Source organism: Lentzea sp. NBRC 105346 (genome assembly GCF_030269605.1).
In the GTDB taxonomy this organism is placed as follows: Bacteria; Actinomycetota; Actinomycetes; order Mycobacteriales; family Pseudonocardiaceae; genus Lentzea.
On record NZ_BSTQ01000008.1, the window covers coordinates 265170 to 284595 of the forward strand.

Genomic DNA, 19426 nt, shown 5'->3' on the forward strand with positions numbered 1-19426 from the left:
CTGATGAGTGGGCGTCGCGCCGAGTTGCTCGCGCTGGCCGCTTCGATGTTCGCGGAACGCGGCTTCGGCCAGACGACCGTCCGCGACATCGCGGACGCGGCGGGCATCCTGTCCGGCAGCCTCTACCACCACTTCGACTCCAAGGAGTCCATGGTGGACGAGATCCTGCGGACCTTCCTCGACGAGCTGTTCGGCCGGTACGCGGAGATCGTCGAGGCGAAACTGGGGCCGCGCCGGACGCTCGACGAGGTCGTGGTCGCGTCGTTCGAGGCGATCGACCACCGCCACGCCGAGGTCGCGATCTACCAGAACGAGTCGAAGCATCTCGCCCAGTTCGAGCGGTTCTCCTACCTGCACGACCGCAACGTGGAGTTCCGCAAGCTGTGGACCGTGCTGCTGGAGGACGGCGTCCGCGCCGGCGTCTTCCGCGCGGACCTGGACGTCGACCTGGTGTACCGGTTCATCCGCGACACGGTGTGGGTCGCCGTCGGCTGGTACCGGCCGGGCGGCGCGCTCTCGGCCCGCGCGGTGGCCGAGCAGTATCTCTCGATCTTGCTGGACGGCATCGCCACCCGACGCCGGAGGACGTTGAAGAAGTGAGGAGGGCCTCGTGCCCGAGGCGTACATCATCGAGGCCGTGCGGACCCCGGCGGGCCGCCGCAACGGCGCGCTGAGCCACCTGCACCCGGCGGACCTGGGTGCGCACGCGATCACCGCGTTGCTCAACCGGGTGGACGTCGACCCGACTGACGTCGACGACGTCATCTTCGGGTGTGTCGACACCCTCGGACCGCAGGCGGGCGACATCGCCCGCACCTCGTGGCTGGTGGCGGGGTATCCGGAACACGTGCCGGGCGTGACCGTCGACCGGCAGTGCGGGTCGAGCCAGCAGGCGGTGCACTTCGCGGCGCAGGCGGTCATGAGCGGCACCGCCGACTTCGTCGTCGCGGGCGGCGTGCAGAGCATGAGCCGCGTGCCGATCGCCTCGGCCATGACGGCTAATGGTTTCACCGGGCCTTTTGCTGGATCTCCCGGTTGGGAACACCGGTACGGCGAGGAGGAGATCTCGCAGTTCCGCTCGGCGGACCTGATCGCCACCCGGTGGGGGCTGTCGCGTGAGGTGATGGAGGAGTTCGCCTTCACCAGCCACATGCGCGCGATCACCGCGATCAAGGAGGGGCGCTTCGACCGCGAGATCGCGCCCGTGGACGGGGTTGTGCACGACGAGTGTCCGCGGCTGGATACCAGCCTGGAGAAGATGGCTTCGCTGCAGCCGTTGCGTCCCGGCGGACGCACCACCGCCGCGTTGTCGAGTCAGATCGCCGACGCCTCCGCGGCCGTCCTGGTTGCTTCGTCGCGTGCGGTTAAGGCGCATCGGCTGACGCCGCGGGCGCGTGTTCATCACCTCTCGGCGCGGGGATCTGATCCGGTCTACATGCTGACTGGGCCGATTCGGGCTACGCGGTATGCGTTGGAACGCGCTGGGATGTCGGTTTCGGACATCGATCTGTTCGAGGTCAACGAGGCCTTCGCTTCGGTGGTGCTGGCGTGGGCTGCTGAGTTGGGGGTGGATCTGGCTCGGGTCAACGTGAACGGTGGGGCGCTGGCGTTGGGGCATCCCATCGGGGCTACCGGGGCCAAGTTGTTCACCACCCTGCTGCACGAGTTGGAACGGTCCGGGGGGCGGTTCGGGCTGTTGACCATGTGTGAGGGTGGGGGACAGGCCAACGTCACGATCATTGAACGGCTGGGTTGATCGTCTGCTTTGGACGCGGCTGCGCCGCGACACGTTGGCATTTTCGTGCGGGCCAGGCGCTAGGGCGCCTGTCCCGCACGAAAATGCCAACGTACCGATACGGTGGTTGGTTGCCGTCGTGGTCCCGATCCGTTGGCTGGGTTGCGTTCGTTCGGTGCGGTTGCGGGCGTGGCTGGGATGAGGTGGCTGGGCTTTGCGCGGTGTTTCATTGTCAGCTCGCCATGTGTAGTGGGTTGCGTTTTGGTCGGCGTAACGGGTCTAGGAAGGCTGGAGGGTAGAAGTACGGGATTCCGTTGGTGATCTTGACTTCCCAGTCGCTGTGGTGGATCAGATCGTGGTGCCTTCGGCACAGTAGGACGCAGTTGTCGGAGGATGTCTCGCCGCCGTCGGCCCAGTGCCGGACGTGGTGGCCTTCGCAGTGCCGTGGTGGTCGGTCGCAGCCGGGGAAGGCGCAGCCGTGGTCTCGGGCGACGATCGCCCTGCGGATTCCGGCGTTGAGGGCGCGGGTCTTGCGGCCGATGTTGAGCGGCTGGGACTCGCCGCCCAGCACGATCGGGATGATGCCCGCGTCGCAGGCGAGTTTGCGGACGTCTTCGGCGGGGATGTGCTGCTGGTTGTCCAGTACCGCTCGCCTGGTCTTGTTGACGAGGTCGTCGTAGGAGACAGTGACGGCCATGGTGACGGTCTCGCCGCCGTGTTCGGGCAGCCGACCGGCGCGCAGCACCAGGTTGATCAGTTCGGCGAAGGCGTCGCCCTGCCGTTCGACCAGGCCACGCGGGTCGGGGCCCTCCGGGCCGGTGGGATGGGGTTTGGCCAGCGGGTCCAGCGCGGCCCGGAACATCGCGCCGATCACCGGATCGACATCGCCCCAGAACCTCAGGCGGCCGCGCTCATCGCGCAGCACCACCTTGTTGACCGGCGGCTCCGGCTCTTTGTCGACCGGTTCCTCGTCGTTCTGGAACATGCCGTAGACCAGCCGCTTGCCGAGCTTGCGGGTGATGCGCGGCTCGTAGTCCCGGCCGAAGTCGACGACCAGCCGCTCCACTTCGGCAGTCTGCTCCGCCGAGGCATCTTCCGGGAGGTCCTTCATCACTTCGGCGACCGCCGCCACGTGTTCCTCGGTCAACCGGCCTTCGGCCATCGCCTCGGCGGTGGCGGGCAGCTCCGGTGAGATCTCAGCCCCGGACGGGCCGACCTGGGCAGTGAGCCGCCGCGCGCTGGCCACCTTGGCCTGGGAGAACTTGGTGTCCCATTGCACCAGGTGCTTGAACACCTGAACCAAATCCTTGTGACCCAATTCGGCGGCCAGGCCGCGTCGATCCATCTCACCAATCATCCGCAGCTTCAACTCGGCGCGCACGCGATCCTCGCGCTCCATGGCGACGAACCTGCGAAGCAGTTCGTCGTTGGAGAGAAGAGCAAGGCGTTGATCGCTCACGTGTTCGACACTACCGCAAGATCACAACGAAAACGCCAGCTCGCACAGACACGATCGGGTTAATCAATCGAACAACGAAACTCAAGCCACCGCATAGTGACCACCTATGCAACCGGAACAACAACAACTCAAGTCTGGAAAGGAAAAGGCGACGTGTCGCGGCGAAGCCGCGTCAATCCAAGACCCGACCGAGCGAGCCAATGATCTTCTCCGCATCCGCCACGATCCCGGAGATCAGCGACGCACACGTGGGCAAGTCGGAGAGCAACCCGACAACCTGCCCAGAGGCGAGCACCCCGGCGTCCGTGCGTCCTTCCACCAACCCGGAGCGAAGCAGCATCGGCGTGTTCGCCGCCATGATCACCTGTGACCACCGCAGGTCCTTGCCGTGCCGCATGGCCAGCCCTTCCCGGACCATCGAAAGCCACGAAAGCCCGGTATAGCGCCGGAACCGGGCAGCGTTCACGACCGCTCGCACCAGACCACGAACGCGCCCGGACTGTTCGAGCTGATCAACCAAAGACGTGCGCAGGACCCGGTGGGGCAGGCCGTCGACGCGCGTGGTCACGACCGTGCCGGTCAGATCCCGTTGCAGGTAGGCCTGTTTGACGGCGTCCGGGACGGTGCTCTCGCGGGTGAGTAGGAACCTGGTGCCCATCGCGATCCCGGCCGCTCCGTAAGCGAGTGCCGCGGCGAGCCCGCGGCCGTCGTAGAAGCCGCCGGCCGCGATCACGGGGATGTCGACGGCGTCCAGGACGCTGGGCAGCAGGAGGGTGGTGGCCACGCCGCCGGTGTGTCCACCACCCTCACCGCCCTGCACGATCACCGCGTGGGCACCCCACTTGGCGACCTTCTCGGCGTGCCTGGCGGCACCCACGGACGGGATCACGATCGCGCCCGCGTCGACCAGCTTGCTGATCAGCTCCGGTTTCGGGGCCAGTGCGAACGAGGCCACCCTGACGCCCGCGCGGATCAGCAGCTCGACTCGTTCGGCCGCGTCCGTGGCGTCCGCGCGCAGGTTCACGCCGAACGGCCGGTCGGTGCGGCCCTGGACCTCCTTGATGGCGGCTTCGAGCTCGGGGTATGTCATCGTGGCGGAGGCCAGGATGCCGAGACCGCCGGCTTCGGCCGTCGCGGCCACCAGGCGTGGCCCGGCGACCCAGCCCATCCCGGTCTGCACGACGGGATGTTGAACCCCGACCAGCTCGGTCAGCGCCGTCCTCATGAAGGGACTTCCTTGTCCCGCCTGCCCGCCGGATCCAGGACCGTGCGCAGGAGCTCTAGCTCCTCGTCGGTCGGCAGCCTGGTCTCCCCGAAGTCGTTGTGCTCCAACGGGAACGACGTCTGGGCGAGTACCTCCGACACCTCGACGCCGGGGTGCACGCTGACCAGTCGCATCGAGCGGTCCGGTGTGCGGAAGTCGAGGACGGCGAGGTTCGTGACGACGCGGTGCACGTCGTGGAACGGGCCGACGGCGTGGTCGTAGCCGACACCGGACACCACGTCGACCCGCTCGACGAAGACGCGCGGGCTGTGCCGTGGCACCCAGTAGCTGGTGCGGTGGTTGATCGTGTTGCCCGGCGCGCCGCGGAATCCGAGCAGCTGCCGCGACGGTCGGGCGTGGTCGCCGATGCACGAGATGTTCTGGTTGCCGAACCGGTCGATCTGGTTGGCACCCATCACGACGTGCCTGCGGCCGTGCGCGACGACGGCGAAAACCCGGCGGTACGGCAGCCATCCCTCCACAGTGGACTCCGGGTCGAGCAGGAACGCCTCGCCGTCGGACAGCAGCAGGTCCGGTTCGCTCGTCAACCGCGCCAGTCGCGCGCCCAGTGACGGCATGAGACCCATGGGGCTGGCGAGGATCTCGCCGGCGCCGGCGAACAGGTCCGCGCAGGCGACCGCGCACACCTCGGCCCTCGTGACGTCGCTCATCGGAGATACCCCTCGTAGAACGTGGGCCACTTCGATAGGTCACCGGCCGCTTCCGCGTACTCACGCTGCATGCCCTCGTCGCGTCCATAGTCCGGCGCGCAGCTTGTGAAGCCCGCACCGCCGGGCGCCTCGACCACGCCGTCGACCATCATCCGGTTGAGCAGCAACGTCTGGACCGGCGCGTCGGCGGTCAGCTCGTGCGTCTCGACAATCCGCTCACACGAGACGAACCGCCGCTGAGCCGCGAGGCAGAACAGGTCGTCGAAGTACGGGTCCGGGCCGAGGTACTGGGCGTTGCCGTGCCGGTCGGCCCGGTTGAGGTGCACGAGCGCGGCGTCGAGGTGCAGCGCGGGCATCGCGACCAGCTCCTCGCCGTCGTACGGCGAGCGCACCAGCCGCAGCTCGGGGTTCAGCCGCAGCACGTCCGACCCGAGGCCGGCGCGGATCGGCAGGAACGGCAGCCGGTGCCCGGCCGCGCGCAGGCCGCACTGGAACATGCCCTCGTCCAGCTCCAGCACCTCGATCGACCCGGTCTCCCGCGCCCGCCGGAACCACGGGTCGTACGGGATCGTGTCGAGCGAGACGAAGCCGTAGACGAGCTTGCGGACCTTGTCCGCCGCGCACAGCAGCCCGACGTCCGGGCCGCCGTACGACACGATGGTCAGGTCGGTCAGCGAGGACCGCAGGATCGCGTTGACGAGCGCCATCGGCTTGCGCCGCGACCCCCAGCCGCCGATGCCGACCGTCATGCCGTCGGCCAGCTCGGCGACGACCTCGTCAGCTGTCATTCGCTTGTCGCGCATGGTTTCCGTCCAGGAAGGCCTGCCGGGCGTGGTCGGACACCCCGGTGAGGTTCAGCTCGAAGGTGAAGCCCTGCTCGAAGCGGTAGCTGTGGTGCACCGGCTGCGGGTCGATGCCGTTGATGGCCTCCTTGGCGCTGCGGATGACGGTCGGGTCCTTCTTGGCGATCTCGCGCGCCACCTCCAGTGCGGCCGCGTCCAACTCTTCACGCGGCACGACCCGGTAGACGCTGCCGTGGTGGTGCAGCTCGTGCGCACTGATCGACTTCGCCGTGTAGTACAGCGCGCGCATCAGGTGTTGTGGCACGAGCCGGGCCAGATGCGTGGCCGCGCCGAGCGCGCCCCGATCGACCTCGGGCAACCCGAACGTCGCGTCGTCGGACGCGACAACGATGTCCGCGTTGCCGACGAGCCCCACGCCACCGCCGAGGCAGAACCCGTGCACCGCCGCGATCACGGGCACCGCACAGTCGTACACCGCGCCGAACGCCTTGGCGCAGCCACGGTTCGCGCCGAGCAACGCCTGCCGGTCCCGTTGGATCTCCTTGAGGTCCACGCCCGCGCAGAACCCTCGGCCTTCGGCGCGCAGGATCACCACGCGCACGTCGGGGTCCTCCCCGGCCTTGTGCAGCGCGCCGGCCAGCTCGAACCAGCCACGGGCCGGCACCGCGTTCACCGGGGGATAGTCGATCGTCACCGCGATGATGCCGTTTTCGGTGTGGCTGCTGGAGATTCCCATCGCGCCGCCTTCCGAACCAAGCGATTGCTTGGTAACTTACCAGTGCCTGAGCGACCGGGGTAGGTGCGCGTGAAACTCGACCTCGAGGGAGCAGTCGTCCTCGTCACGGGCGGCACCCGCGGTGTGGGCGCGGGGATCGGCCGCGCGTTCCGCGGTGCCGGCTCCGTCGTCATACCCTGTGGCAGGCGCTCGGACCCTGATCCGGAGTTCATCTCCTGTGACGTCCGGGACGCGGAGCAGGTCTCGTCGTTGATCGACACCATTCTTGAACGGCACCACCGGCTCGACGTGGTCGTCAACAACGCCGGTGGCTCGCCGTTCGCGCTCGCGGCCGACGCCTCGCCGCGGTTCCACCAGAAGATCGTCGAACTGAACCTGCTGGCCCCGCTGCTGGTGTCCCAAGCGGCGAACGCCGTGATGCAGCGCCAGGCCGGCGGCGGCAGCATCGTGATGGTGAGCAGCGTGAGCGGCCGTCGCCCCTCACCGGGCACCGCCGCGTACGGCGCGGCGAAGGCGGGCCTGGACAACCTGACCGCGTCGCTAGCCGTCGAGTGGGCGCCGAAGGTCCGGGTGAACTCGCTCAGCGTGGGCCCGGTGCTCACCGAGCAGTCGCACCTGCACTACGGCGACGCGGCCGGGATCGCCGCGGTCGCCCGCACGGTGCCGCTGGGCCGGCTCGCCACCCCGGACGACGTCGGCGCGTGCGCCGTCTTCCTGGCTTCGCCCTTGGCCTCGTATGTCAGTGGCGCCACCCTGGCCGTGCACGGCGGGGGAGAGGTGCCCGCCTTCCTGGCCGCATCGAACGCTCGTGAGGAGCAGTCGTGAACCTGTGCGACGACCGAGTCGTGATCGTCACCGGAGCCGGCCGGGGCATCGGCCGGGCACACGCCCTGGCGTTCGCCGCGTCGGGGGCGCGGGTCGTGGTGAACGATCTGTCCCGTGATGCCGCTTTCGCGGTCGCCCAGGAGATCGGTGAGCGGGCCGTGGTGAACACCGACGACGTCGGCACTTGGGCGGGTGCTTCGCGGCTGATCGACACCGCGTTGTCTACGTTCGGTGGGCTGGACGTGCTGGTGAACAACGCGGGCATTGTGCGTGACCGGATGCTGGTCAACCTCGGTGAGGACGAGTGGGACGAGGTTGTGCGCGTGCACCTCAAGGGGCATTTCGCGCCCCTGCATCACGCTGCTTCCTACTGGCGCTCGACTTTGAAGGCCGGTGGGGTCGTTTCCGGCAGGGTGATCAACACTTCGTCGGGCGCCGGGTTGTTCGGGAGCGTCGGGCAGATCAACTACTCGACGGCCAAGGCTGGGATTGCCGCGATGACCTTGGTGGCCGCTGCTGAGTTGGCGCGGTACGGGGTCACGGTGAACTCGATCGCGCCCGCCGCTCGGACCCGGATGACCGAGCACACGTTCGCCGACATGATGGCGGTGCCGCGGGAGGGGTTCGACGCCATGGCGCCGGAGAACGTGTCGCCGCTCGTGGTGTGGCTGGGGAGTCTTGAGGCTTCGGACGTGACCGGGCACATGTTCGAAGTGGACGGTGGGCGGATCTCCGTGGCGCGAGGGTGGCAGCACGGGACGGTGGTGGACAAGGGCGCGCGCTGGGAGCCCACGGAGATCGGCGCGGTGGTCCGGAAGCTGTTGGTGGACCACCAGTCGGTTCCGGTGTACGGAGCCTAGATCCGCTCGATGATCGTGCCGGTCGCGAGAGCACCCCCGGCGCACATGGTGATCAGCGCCGTAGACGCATCCCGACGCTCCAGCTCGTGCAGCGCCGTGGTGATCAACCGCGTGCCCGTACTTCCCACCGGGTGCCCGAGCGCAATCGCCCCGCCGTTGACGTTGACCTTCTCCGGATCAGGGTGGTGCACAGCGGCCCACGACAGCACCACGGACGCAAAGGCCTCGTTGACCTCGAACAGATCCAGATCGCCGATCTTCATTCCGGACCGCGACAGCAGGCGCGTAGTCGCATCAACCGGCCCGTCGAGGTGGTAGTAAGGCTCGGCACCGACAAGGCACTGCGCCACGATCCGCGCCCGTGGCCGCAACCCATGCGCCCGAGCCCAGTCCGCGTCGGCGAGCATGACCGCCGAAGCGCCGTCCGAGATCTGCGACGACGTGCCGGCCGTGTGCACGCCGTCCTCCAGCACCGGCTGCAACGCGGCCAACGCTTCAAGGCTGGTCTCACGCAACCCCTGGTCCCGCTCGACGAGTTGCTCGCCGACCTTGACCGGCACGACCTCCCGCGTGAACCGCCCCTCGGCCCACGCGCGAGCGGCGCGCACCTGTGAGCGCACGCCGAACCGGTCGACCTCCTCGCGCCCGATTCCGCGCCGGACCGCGACGCGTTCCGCGGCCACGAACTGGTTGGGCAGGTCGATGGTCCAGGAGTCGGGGCGCGGCTTTCCGGTGTCGCCGACGTTGCTGCGCAACGGGACCCGGCTCATCGCCTCGACGCCGCACGCGATGCCGACGTCGATCGCACCGGCGGTGATCAGGCCTGCCACCAGATGGGTGGACTGCTGGGCCGATCCGCACTGACAGTCAACGGTCATGCAGCCGGTTGTATAAGGCAGTCCGGCGTGCAGCCAGGCCGTCCGGGTGATGTTGTTCGACTGCTCGCCGAACTGGGTCACGGTTCCGCCGATGACTTGTTCGACAGTGGACGGATCGACACCGCTGCGATCAAGCACTCCCCGTTGTGCCGCACCGAGAATCTCGGCCGCGTGCAGCCCGGACAACCAGCCGTTGCGCTTGCCGATGGGCGTGCGCACGGCTTCCACGATGACCGGGATGCCCACGTCGGTCTCCTCTCGCCTCCAAACAAGCTAGAACACGTTCTTGATCAGGACAAGAACCCACTACTTGACCCTATTGAGAAGCGCGAACGTGTGCTTGAATCCGGTAGAACGTGTTACACCTCAGGAGGTAACCGTGATTCCACCGCGCATCCCCGAAGGGTTCGACTTCACCGACCCCGACATGTACGCGAAACGGTTACCACTGGAGGAGTTCGCCGAGCTGCGCCGCACCGCGCCGGTCTGGTGGAACTCGCAGCCGGTCGACCGCGGCGGCTTCGCCGACGACGGGTTCTGGGTCGTCACGAAGCACGCCGAGGTCAAGGAGGTCTCGCGCAACAGCGACGTCTACTCGAGCTGGCAGAACACGGCCATCATCCGGTTCCAGGACGACATGCCGCGCGACCGCATCGAGATGCAACGGCTGCTTCTGCTCAACATGGATCCGCCGACCCACACCAAGTTGCGCGGCATCGTATCGCGCGGCTTCACCCCCAAGGCGATCAACAACCTGCGCGACGCGTTGAACGCCAGGGCCGAGCAGATCGTCGAGACCGCGCTGGCCAAGGGGCACGGCGACTTCGTCAGCGAGGTGGCGTGCGAGCTGCCGTTGCAGGCGATCGCCGAGCTGATCGGGATTCCGCAGGAGGACCGCAGGAAGATCTTCGACTGGTCCAACCAGATGATCTCCTACGACGATCCCGAGTTCGAGATCGAGCCGTTGGCCGCGGCGACCGAGCTGCTCGGGTACTCGTGGACCATGGCCGAGGACCGCCGGCAGTGTCCGCGCAACGACATCGTGACCAAGCTCGTGCAGGCCGATGTGGACGGTGCCGGGCTGGCGTCGGACGAGTTCGGTTTCTTCGTGCTGCTGCTGGCGGTCGCCGGCAACGAGACCACGCGCAACGCGATCACGCACGGCATGAAGGCGTTCTTCGACCACCCCGACCAGTGGGAGCACTTCAAGGCCGAACGACCCGCGACCGCGGCCGACGAGATCGTCCGCTGGGCCACGCCCGTGGTGGTCTTCCAGCGCACCGCGTTGGAGGACACCGAGCTCGGTGGCGTCGAGATCAAGCAGGGGCAACGGGTGGGGCTCTTCTACAGCTCGGCGAACTTCGACGAGGACGTCTTCGAGGAGCCGCAGCGGTTCGACATCACCCGCGATCCCAACCCGCACCTGGGGTTCGGCGGTAGCGGGGCGCACTTCTGCCTCGGTGCGAACCTGGCGCGGCTGGAGATCGACCTGATCTTCAACGCGATCGCGGACCACATGCCGGACATCCGCCCGGCCGCGGAGCCGCGTAGGTTGCGGTCCGGGTGGCTGAACGGGATCAAGGAATTCCAAGTTCAGTACGCATGACCGGGAACGACCCGCGTCCGAACAGGACCCGGGACGCGAAGGCCCGGCCGAACCCCGTGCGCAGCAACGAGAACCCGGCACCGACCGCCGGTGCCGGTACACGCGAAAAGACCTGCCGCAGTAGCAACCTGCCGCGGAAGTGCGCGCGGAACGCGGCGCCGTCATAGTGTCGCAGCACCGACGCGTCACCGGTGCGCAGGTACTCGGTTGTGATCTTCGTGGCGAATTCCGACAGCCGCAGGCACGGGTCGAGGCCGCCCGCGGTCAACGGTGACACCGCGCCCGCCGCGTCGCCGACGAGCAACCCCGACGGACAGGCGATCCGGCGCAGCACCCCACCAACTGGGATGGGACCGCCGCGCCGTTCCACCGGACCGGCAGCGTGAGGCATGTCCGGGAACCGGTTCGTGAACGAACGCAACAGCTGCGGCAACGGCCCGGCGAGGCGGCCGGGATGTCCGGCCAGCCCGACGTGGGCGTGCTCCCCGTCGTCGACCATCCACGCGAGGTAACCGGGAGCGAGCCGCGGATCCAAAACGCAGTGGAAGGTCGGCTCCGCACCACCGAACACAGGGAAGACTTCCTCGACACCGACGATGAAGTGGCGGTTGACGTCGAGCCCGAGCCGCCGGGCCACGGTCGACCGGGCGCCGTCGGCCCCGATGGTGAACCGGGCCGCGATGTCCCGCACCGGGTACGACACACCGAGGCGCACCCGTGCGCCTGCCGACAGAGCCTGGGACATCGCGTGCGCGTAGATGCCCGGCATGTCCGCGACTCGGAACTCGTCGGGCCCACCAACGAGCTCGATCGGCGTGCGCAACGACGGCGGATAGAGCAGGACCCGGCGCACCTCCGGGCCCAGACAGTCCGCGGGCAGCGAGAAGTCCTCGAGCGTGCGGCGGACGAAGATGCCGGTCGTGCGGATGCCGGTGTCGAGCCGGCGTCGGCGTTCACACACGACGACGTCGAGGCCCTGCGACGCGAGCAGGCGCGCGGTGTGCAGCCCGGCCAGCCCAGCGCCGACGACGAGCACGTCCACGGTTTCCACAACCGCCGACGCTAAACCCGCAGATCAGCGAGGAGGAGAATCCTCGCGACACCTCCACACGACCTTCACAGCATCTGCACTATTCGGTACGCATCGTGGCCATGGCCCGCTCGGTCTCCCAGAACGCGCGCATCGACCTGATCAGCCCGTCCGGGCCGACCCGGTAGACGAAGACGCCTTCGGTGTCGACGCGCGCGCCACCCGGCAGAAACGCGGTGATCGTGCCGACGTTCGCGCACTCGTCGCCCGCGGCGAACGAGTCGGCGATGGTGAACTCGAAGCGTTCGGCGAGCGCGATCGCCTTGTCCCAGAACGCGCTGATCGCCTCCCGGCCGTGGTGCCCGCGCGCTTCGGGGTCGAAGAACGACGGCCCGACCGGGTCCTCCACCACGCCGTCCTCCGCGAACAGCGCCAGCCACTCGTCCTTGGCGCCGCGCGTCACGGCCTCCATCGAACGCCAGGACGCGACGCGTGCCGGGGTCTCGGTCTTCGACGCGGACCAGGTGATCACGACATCCTCCCGATGACCTCGTCGGCGAAGCGGCGCAGCCCGTCCTTCTTGGCCTGCAGTCCTCCGTCGAACCCGACGCCGTAGAACAGCCACGGCACGACGATCACGTCGGTCACGCCGATGTCGGCCAGCTGCCGATACCCGTCCAGCCCATACCGGTCGATGCACACGGCCTGGATCTCGAAAGGACGGTCGAAAGCACCGAGCGACCGCAACGAGGAGATCACCGTCTGCAGATCGGCGAACTTGATCATCGCCGACGTCCAGCCGTCACCCACGCGGGCGGCGCGTTTCAGGGCGGCCGGGGTGTGCCCGCCGACGTAGATGGGCACGGGAGCCGAGGGCGCGGGCGACATCTGCAGGCGGTCGAACGAGAAGAACTCGCCGTGGTACTCGACCATCCCACCGCCGAGCACCAGCTTCAGGATCTCGATCATCTCGTCGGCCCGGCGCCCGCGGTGCTCGAACGGCGCGCCGCACCACTCGAACTCCTCGGGCGCCCAGCCGAGACCGACGCCCAGGCCGAAGCGGTCGCCGGTCATGTTCGCCACCGAACCGACCTGCCGCGCCAGCAGCAACGGGTTGCGGGAGCCTAGTTTCAGGACCTGCGTGTAGAAACGGATGCGCGAGGTCACCGCGCCCATCGCGGCCGCCGCCACCATCGGGTCGACCCACGGCGTGTTCTCGTTCCACATCCGGGAGCCGTCCGGCGTGTACGGGTAGTCGGCCGAGACCTTCTCCGAGTAGAAGAGCGAGTCCGGTAGTGCGATCGAGGAGTAGCCGCACTCCTCCGCACACTGAGCCAGCTCGGTGAGCTGGTCCAGGGGACTCATCGCGATGCCCAGGGTGAATTTCATGGCTGCTCCGACCCGACGACCCACATGGCGAAGAACTGCGAGCCACCGCCGTAGGCGTGGCCCAGCGCGACTCGTGCGCCGTCGACCTGGTGGTCGCCGGCCCGGCCCATCACCTGCATGGCCGCCTCGGCGAAGCGCAGCATCCCCGACGCGCCGATGGGGTTGGACGACAGGACGCCGCCGCTCGGGTTGATCGGCAGACGGCCGCCGATCTCGGTCTCACCGGCCTCGGTGAGCTTCCAGCCCTGGCCGGCCTCGGTGAAGCCCAGGTTCTCCAGCCACATCGGCTCGAACCACGAGAACGGCACGTAGATCTCGGCGACGTCCACTTCGGACAGTGGGTCGGTGATGCCCGCCTGACGCCACAGCGCGGCCGCCGCGTCCCGGCCCGCCTGCGGGTTGACCTGGTCACGGCCAGCGAACGTGGTGGGCTCGGTGCGCATCGCGGTGGCGTGGATCCACGCCGGGGTGCCCGACGTCGGCGTGGCGGAGATGACCACCGCGCACGCGCCGTCGGACGACGGGCAGGTCTCGTCGTACCTGATCGGGTCCCACAGCATCGCCGACGCGCGCACCGACTCCAGGGTGATGTCGGGCTGGCGAAGATGCGCGTAGGGGTTCAACGCGCCGTTGCGGCGGTCCTTCACCGCGACCATGGCGCCGACGTGCTCCGGAGCGCCCGAGCGACGGATGTAGGAGCGCACGTGCGGGGCGAAGTAGCCGCCCGCGCCCGCGTGCACGGGCATGGTGAACGGCGTGGGCACCGACAGCGCCCACATCGCGTTCGACTCGGACTGCTTCTCGAACGCCACGGCCAGGACTCGTTGGTGCACACCTGACTGCACCAGCGAGGCAGCGACGTTGCCGGTCGTGCCGCCGACCGAACCGGCCGTGTGCACGCGCAGGAGCGGTTTTCCCGTGGCGCCCAACGCGTCCGCGAGGAACAGCTCGGGCATCATGACGCCCTCGAACAGGTCCGGCGCCTTGCCGATCACGACCGCGTCGATGTCCGGCCAGTCGACGCCGGCGTCGGCCATGGCGCGGTCGATCGCCTCGCGGCACAGGCCCGCCATCGAGACGTCCAGGCGTTTCGTGGTGTGGTGGGTCTGCCCGGTGCCGACCACCGCTGCCGGTTGCATCTAGTCCCGCCCTTCCATCACGCAGACCAGGTTCTGCTGCAGCAACGGACCGCTGGTCGCGTGCCCGAGCACCCGCGCGGCCTCGCCGTTGTGCACCCGCCGCGCGGCCTCACCGATCCGGACGAGACCGGAGGCGAACATCGGGTTGCCGCACAGGGCGCCGCCGGACGGGTTGATCCGCACCTCGTCGCCCAGGCCGAGGGCCTGCCGCAGCAGCAGTTCCTGGTGGGTGAACGGGGCGTGCAGCTCGGCGACCGTGACGCCGTCCGCACCCGCCGCCTTGCCCGCGGCCACGGTCGACGGGGAGGTGGTGAGGTCGCGGGCGCCGAACGCGGGGGAGTCCACCCGATGCTCGATGCCGGTGATCCACGCCGGTCGTTCGCACAACTCTCGAGCGCGGTCGCCGGACGCCAGCACGATCGTCGCGGCACCGTCCGTGACGGGCGCGCAGTCGCTCTTCCGCAGTGGATCGGCCAGGTACGGCTCGGTGAGGAGTGCGTCCACATCGAACTCACCGGAAAGCTGGGCGTTGGCGTTGTACGCGGCGTCGGCACGGCTGCGGACCGCCACCTCGGCCATGGCGCGTTCGCTCCACAGGCCGCTCTCGATGCCGAGCCTGGCCTGAATTCCCGCCAGGCCGAGGGAGTCGGGCCACAGCGGGGTGACGAGGTACGGGTCGAGCTGCATCGCGAGCACCCGGCGCAGCTGGCCGGCCGATGACTTGCCGAAGCCGTAGACCAGGGCGGTGTCCACCTCGCCGGTCAGCAGCTTCACCCACGCCTCGTAGAGCGCCCATGCCGCGTCCATCTCGACGTGCGACTCCATGATCGGCGGGAACGCGCCGATCGCGTCGACCGCCGAGACGAACGAGAACGCCCGGCCCGCCAGGTAGTCCGAGGAGCCCGAGCACCAGAAACCGATGTCCGATTTGGACAGACCGAGGCCGCCCAGCACCTCGTGGAAGATCGGCACCAGCATCTCGACACCGTTGGTGGTGCCGGTCGTGCTGCGCACACTCGGCGTCTGGGCGAATCCCACTACCGCCACGTCAGGCATGCCGACCTCACAGATGCTGGGAGTAGGAGTCGAACGGCGCGTCCGGCTCGCCGGAGGGCCTGAAGTGGTCGATGTTCTGCATCGACGGGCCCCATTCCTCGCGGGGCTTCCACACCGCCTCGACGCGCATGCCCATCCGCACCTCGTCGGCCGCGCATTCCAGGATGAGGTGCTGGAACGGGATGTCCGCGCCGTCGAGCAGCACGTACGCCGCGACGTACGGCGGCTTGATCCGCTGGCCGAGGAACGGCACGTTGACGATGCAGAACGTGGTGACCGTGCCGTGGTCCGGCAGCTCGACCTCTTCGGACGTGGGCACGCCGTCGGTCGGGCACGCGGGACGCGGCGGCATGTACACCTTGTGGCACTTGGGACAGCGCTGGCCGAGCAGGCGTCCCTCCATCAGGCCGCGCAGGAAGGTGCTCTCCACGGGTGACGCGGAATGCGTGTACTTGAGGTTCACCGGCGTGATCACCATGGAGACCTCGTCGGCCTCGACGGGTTCGGCTCCGGGGCCGTCGGAAATCTCGAAGCACTCGATGTCGGTGATGGCACCGACTCGTTCTTCCCGCCATCGCGCCCGGACGCGAACTCCGGTCCGCATTTGGTCGTGCGGCGCGTCCACGGCGTGCAGCAGCGAGGTGTCCGCGCCGTCGAGCTGGATCAACGCCCACGCGAACGGCCGGTCCAGCGGCTGGCCGTCCAGAGGTTCCGCCGCCCACGACCAACTTCGCACCACGCCGGTCGACGCGACGTCGACGTGCTCGGTGAGCGGCTCGGCGGTGACCGGGTCGTACTCGAGCGGCGGCACGTGCACCCGGCCGTCGGAACCGCGCACACCGGTCACCTGACGCCGGCGCAGCCCCGTCATGAAGTGGCTGAGCGTCGGGCCGAGCGAGCGCGTGTAGTCGAAGCCGATGTTGAGGGGAGCACTCAGTGGAGTGGTCACGATCGAAGTGAAACAGGTTCTCGAAATCGTGGCAAGATGGCTGGTGTGAAGCTCGGACTGCAGCTCGGCTACTGGGGCGCGCAGCCGCCCCCGAACGCACCGGAACTCGTCCAGGCCGCCGAGGACGCGGGGTTCGACGCCGTGTTCGCCGCCGAGGCGTGGGGTTCGGACGCGTTCACCCCGTTGGCGTGGTGGGGATCCGCGACCCGCAGGGTTCGCCTGGGCACGTCGGTCGTGCAGATGTCGGCCCGTACCCCGGCGGCCTGCGCGATGCACGCGCTGACGCTGGACCACCTGTCCGGCGGCCGGTTCGTGCTGGGGCTCGGGGTGTCCGGGCCGCAGGTGGTCGAGGGCTGGTACGGGCAGCCGTTCGCCAAACCCCTTGCCCGGACCAGGGAATACGTCTCGATCGTGCGGCAGGCCCTGGCCCGTGAGGCGCCCGTGCGCAACGACGGGCCGCACTATCCGTTGCCCTACGAAGGAGCGGGCGCACTGGGCCTCGGCAAGCCGCTCAAACCGATCACCCATCCGCTGCGTGCGGACCTGCCGATCTGGCTCGGCGCCGAGGGGCCGCGCAACGTGGCGCTGGCGGCGGAGATCGCCGACGGCTGGCTCGCCATCTATTACGCGCCAAGGCTCGCGGGCATGTACCGGGACTGGCTCGGCGACCTCCGTGAAGGCTTCGAGGTCGCCGCGACCTGCCAGGTCGTCGTCACCGACGACGCGAAAGCGGTGCGTGAGCTGCTGAAACCCATGGTCGCCCTGTACATCGGCGGCATGGGTGCGCCGGGGATGAACTTCCACGCCGAGGTGTTCACCCGCATGGGATACGGCGAGGTCGTCGCGGACGTCGGCCGGCTGTTCCGGTCGGGCCGGAAAACCGAGGCGGCACAGGCGGTTCCGGAGGAGCTGGTAGGCGAGATCACCATCGTCGGCACGGCCGACGAGGTGCGCGCCGAGGTCGCCCGCTGGGAGGCCGCGGGCGTCACCCAGCTGCTCGTCGGGTGCCGGGACGTGGCCTCGATCAATGCCGTAGCGGCCGCTTGCCAACCAGTGGAACAGGTTCTAATTTGGGAGGGTGACCGGACTCTGGAACATCGCCAAGACGCAGCCGGACCACATCGCTCTGGTCGATCCTGACGGCAAGGAGCTGACATACGCGGAACTCGCGGCGACCGCGGACCGGTACGGGCGCGGGCTGCAGGCGATGGGGCTGGAGCCCGGCGACAGCATCGTGCTGATGCTGCCGAACAGCGCCGACCTCGTGGCGGTGTACTTCGCCGCGTACGAGACCGGCCTGTATGTCGTGATGGCGAACTGGCACCTGACCGGGCCCGAGGTCGCGTACCTCGTGCAGGACAGCGGCGCCAAGGCCTTCTTCGGTCACGAGCGGTTCGCCGCCGCGGCCACGGAAGCGGTCGCGTCGCTGCCCACCGACGCCCGTTTCGCGGTCGGTGACGTCCCCGGCTTCCGGTCGTTGAGCGCGCTCGGCGCCGGCGAGCAGGGCAGGCCCGATGTCCGCACGGCGGGGTCGGCGATGCTCTACACGTCCGGGACGACCGGTCGGCCGAAGGGCGTGCGCCGGCCGTTGACCGGCGCGGATCCCGATGAGGTCCCACCGCAGGCCGCGGGGTTCTTCGGGATCTTCGGCATCAAGCCGTTCGACGGGCACGTGCACCTGTGCGGGTCGCCGCTCTACCACACGGCGGTGCTGAACTTCGTCGCCATCTCCATCCAGCTCGGGCACACCGCGGTGCTGATGGACCACTGGGCGCCGGAGGAGATGCTGCGGCTGATCGAGCGGCACCGGGTGACGCACAGCCACATGGTGCCGACGCAGTTCCACCGGTTGCTGGCGCTGCCCGAAGAGGTTCGGAACAAGTACGACCTGTCGTCGTTGCGCACGATGATCCACGGCGCGGCGCCGTGCCCGATCGAGGTCAAGCACCGGATGCTCGACTGGTGGGGCCCGGTCGTGACCGAGTACTACGCCGCGACCGAGGGCGGTGGCACCGCGATCCCGGCCGCGGAGTGGTTGCGCAAGCCGGGTTCGGTCGGCCTGCCGTGGCCGAACTCGGAGATCAAGATCCTGGACGAGGGCGGCGCCGAGCTGCCCGCGGGCGAGCGCGGCCTGGTCTACATGCGGATGGGCACGTCCACGTTCGAGTACCACAAGGACGAGGCGAAGACGCGGGCCGCGCGGGTCGGCAACCTGTTCACGTTGGGGGACATCGGATACGTCGACTCCGACGGGTACCTCTATCTGTGCGACCGCAAGAGCGACATGATCATCTCTGGTGGGGTGAACATCTACCCGGCGGAGATCGAGGGTGAGCTGATGTGTCACCCGAAGGTCGCCGACGTCGCGGTGTTCGGCGTGCCGCACCCGGACTGGGGTGAGTCGATCAAGGCGGTGGTGCAGCCGGTCGATGGCGTGACGCCGGGCCCGGATCTCACCGAGGAGCTGCTGGCGTTCGCGGGCACGCGGCTGGCGAAGTTCAAGCTACCGCGGACCGTGGAGTACATGGAGGAACTGCCGCGCGACCCCAATGGCAAGTTGTACAAGCGAAAGCTGCGCGATCGTGCGTGACCACATCCGGATGACGCCGGCCGAGGTCCACGCTTTCCTGTCGGCGCAACGCACGTTGATTGTTGGAAGCGTTGGTCTGTCCGGTGTGCCGCACCTCGCGCCGATGTGGTTCGCGTTCCTGGACGGCAACATCGTGTTCTGCACCGACCGCAAGTCGCAGAAGATCGCGAACCTGCGCCGCGAGCCGCGGATGAGTGTGCTGGCCGAGGCGGGGGAGACGTACGGCGAGCTGCGCGGGGTGTTCATGGAGGGCGTCGCGGAGTTCACCGACGACGTGCCGCGCGTGGTGGACGCCGTGGTGGCGCGCAACATCGGGCCGGTCGAGGAGTCCGGGCAGCTGCGCCGCGCCATGGCCAAACGGGTGGCCGTGATCTTCCGGCCGTCGAAGGTGGCCAGCTGGGACCACCGCAAGATGTTGGTACCGACAGAGAGCTGA

General features: G+C 68.7%; 20 protein-coding genes. 8 read left to right on the forward strand and 12 right to left on the reverse strand.

Annotation, left to right across the window (positions count from 1 at the left end):
* Positions 1-3: 3 nt before the first annotated feature.
* Positions 4-600: a TetR/AcrR family transcriptional regulator gene (locus QSK35_RS19485; RefSeq protein ID WP_285748086.1), complete on the forward strand. Its 597-nt coding sequence runs from the start codon at positions 4-6 to the stop codon at positions 598-600.
* Between the two features lie 10 nt (positions 601-610).
* Positions 611-1756 (forward strand): acetyl-CoA C-acetyltransferase, encoded by a 1146-nt coding sequence (locus QSK35_RS19490; RefSeq protein ID WP_285748088.1) that lies wholly within the window; start codon positions 611-613, stop codon positions 1754-1756.
* Between the two features lie 211 nt (positions 1757-1967).
* Here QSK35_RS19490 and QSK35_RS19495 read toward each other — a convergent pair whose 3' ends face one another.
* From QSK35_RS19495 to QSK35_RS19515, 5 genes are all read right to left on the reverse strand, one after another.
* On the reverse strand, positions 1968-3194 hold the full coding sequence (locus QSK35_RS19495; RefSeq protein ID WP_285748090.1) for an HNH endonuclease signature motif containing protein: 1227 nt from the start codon (positions 3192-3194) through the stop codon (positions 1968-1970).
* Between the two features lie 172 nt (positions 3195-3366).
* A complete protein-coding gene (locus tag QSK35_RS19500) occupies positions 3367-4419 on the reverse strand; it encodes an NAD(P)H-dependent flavin oxidoreductase (RefSeq protein ID WP_285748092.1) in 1053 nt (350 codons plus the stop codon).
* Positions 4416-5129 (reverse strand): CoA-transferase subunit beta, encoded by a 714-nt coding sequence (locus tag QSK35_RS19505; RefSeq protein ID WP_285748094.1) that lies wholly within the window; start codon positions 5127-5129, stop codon positions 4416-4418. Before QSK35_RS19505 ends, QSK35_RS19500 begins: the two co-directional genes overlap by 4 nt.
* Complete coding sequence (locus QSK35_RS19510; RefSeq protein ID WP_285748096.1) at positions 5126-5932, reverse strand: CoA transferase subunit A; 807 nt, start codon at positions 5930-5932, stop codon at positions 5126-5128. Before QSK35_RS19510 ends, QSK35_RS19505 begins: the two co-directional genes overlap by 4 nt.
* Entirely contained in the window at positions 5907-6668 is a 762-nt protein-coding gene (locus QSK35_RS19515; RefSeq protein ID WP_285748098.1) for an enoyl-CoA hydratase family protein, read from the reverse strand. Before QSK35_RS19515 ends, QSK35_RS19510 begins: the two co-directional genes overlap by 26 nt.
* A gap of 63 nt (positions 6669-6731) precedes the next feature.
* Between QSK35_RS19515 and QSK35_RS19520 the strand changes: the two genes are divergently transcribed.
* The gene (locus QSK35_RS19520) at positions 6732-7493 is read left to right on the forward strand and encodes an SDR family oxidoreductase (protein WP_285748101.1); all 762 of its coding nucleotides are present in this window, start codon (positions 6732-6734) and stop codon (positions 7491-7493) included.
* Complete coding sequence (locus QSK35_RS19525) at positions 7490-8353, forward strand: SDR family oxidoreductase (protein ID WP_285748103.1); 864 nt, start codon at positions 7490-7492, stop codon at positions 8351-8353. The genes QSK35_RS19520 and QSK35_RS19525 overlap by 4 nt, the downstream gene beginning before the upstream one ends.
* Here the strand turns inward: QSK35_RS19525 and QSK35_RS19530 are convergent.
* Entirely contained in the window at positions 8350-9477 is a 1128-nt protein-coding gene (locus tag QSK35_RS19530; protein ID WP_285748105.1) for a steroid 3-ketoacyl-CoA thiolase, read from the reverse strand. The genes QSK35_RS19525 and QSK35_RS19530 overlap by 4 nt on opposite strands.
* Positions 9478-9610: 133 nt before the next feature.
* On the opposite strand from QSK35_RS19530, the gene QSK35_RS19535 reads away from it, so the two are divergent.
* Entirely contained in the window at positions 9611-10837 is a 1227-nt protein-coding gene (locus tag QSK35_RS19535) for a cytochrome P450 (protein WP_285748107.1), read from the forward strand.
* Here the strand turns inward: QSK35_RS19535 and QSK35_RS19540 are convergent.
* The 6 genes from QSK35_RS19540 to QSK35_RS19565 form a co-directional block, all read right to left on the reverse strand.
* Positions 10809-11888 carry an NAD(P)/FAD-dependent oxidoreductase gene (locus tag QSK35_RS19540; protein WP_285748109.1) on the reverse strand — a complete coding sequence of 360 codons (1080 nt, stop codon included), beginning with the start codon at positions 11886-11888 and terminating at the stop codon, positions 10809-10811. The genes QSK35_RS19535 and QSK35_RS19540 overlap by 29 nt on opposite strands.
* Positions 11889-11967: 79 nt before the next feature.
* Positions 11968-12339, reverse strand: a complete 372-nt coding sequence (locus tag QSK35_RS19545; RefSeq protein ID WP_285748294.1) for a nuclear transport factor 2 family protein — start codon at positions 12337-12339, stop codon at positions 11968-11970.
* 56 nt (positions 12340-12395) lie between these two features.
* Positions 12396-13256, reverse strand: coding sequence for a TIGR03619 family F420-dependent LLM class oxidoreductase (locus QSK35_RS19550; RefSeq protein ID WP_285748111.1), 861 nt, complete (start codon positions 13254-13256; stop codon positions 12396-12398).
* On the reverse strand, positions 13253-14395 hold the full coding sequence (locus QSK35_RS19555) for a thiolase family protein (protein WP_285748112.1): 1143 nt from the start codon (positions 14393-14395) through the stop codon (positions 13253-13255). The genes QSK35_RS19550 and QSK35_RS19555 overlap by 4 nt, the downstream gene beginning before the upstream one ends.
* Complete coding sequence (locus QSK35_RS19560) at positions 14396-15451, reverse strand: thiolase family protein (protein ID WP_285748114.1); 1056 nt, start codon at positions 15449-15451, stop codon at positions 14396-14398.
* Between the two features lie 7 nt (positions 15452-15458).
* Positions 15459-16403 (reverse strand): Zn-ribbon domain-containing OB-fold protein, encoded by a 945-nt coding sequence (locus QSK35_RS19565; protein ID WP_285748296.1) that lies wholly within the window; start codon positions 16401-16403, stop codon positions 15459-15461.
* Between the two features lie 42 nt (positions 16404-16445).
* Here QSK35_RS19565 and QSK35_RS19570 point away from each other — a divergent pair, with 42 nt between their 5' ends.
* Genes QSK35_RS19570 through QSK35_RS19580 form a run of 3 tightly spaced genes read left to right on the forward strand, consistent with a single transcriptional unit; the run spans position 16446 to position 19426 of the window.
* Positions 16446-17540 (forward strand): LLM class F420-dependent oxidoreductase, encoded by a 1095-nt coding sequence (locus QSK35_RS19570; protein WP_285748116.1) that lies wholly within the window; start codon positions 16446-16448, stop codon positions 17538-17540.
* Positions 17479-18990, forward strand: a complete 1512-nt coding sequence (locus QSK35_RS19575) for an acyl-CoA synthetase (protein WP_285748118.1) — start codon at positions 17479-17481, stop codon at positions 18988-18990. Before QSK35_RS19570 ends, QSK35_RS19575 begins: the two co-directional genes overlap by 62 nt.
* The gene (locus QSK35_RS19580) at positions 18983-19426 is read left to right on the forward strand and encodes a pyridoxamine 5'-phosphate oxidase family protein (protein ID WP_285748120.1); all 444 of its coding nucleotides are present in this window, start codon (positions 18983-18985) and stop codon (positions 19424-19426) included. Before QSK35_RS19575 ends, QSK35_RS19580 begins: the two co-directional genes overlap by 8 nt.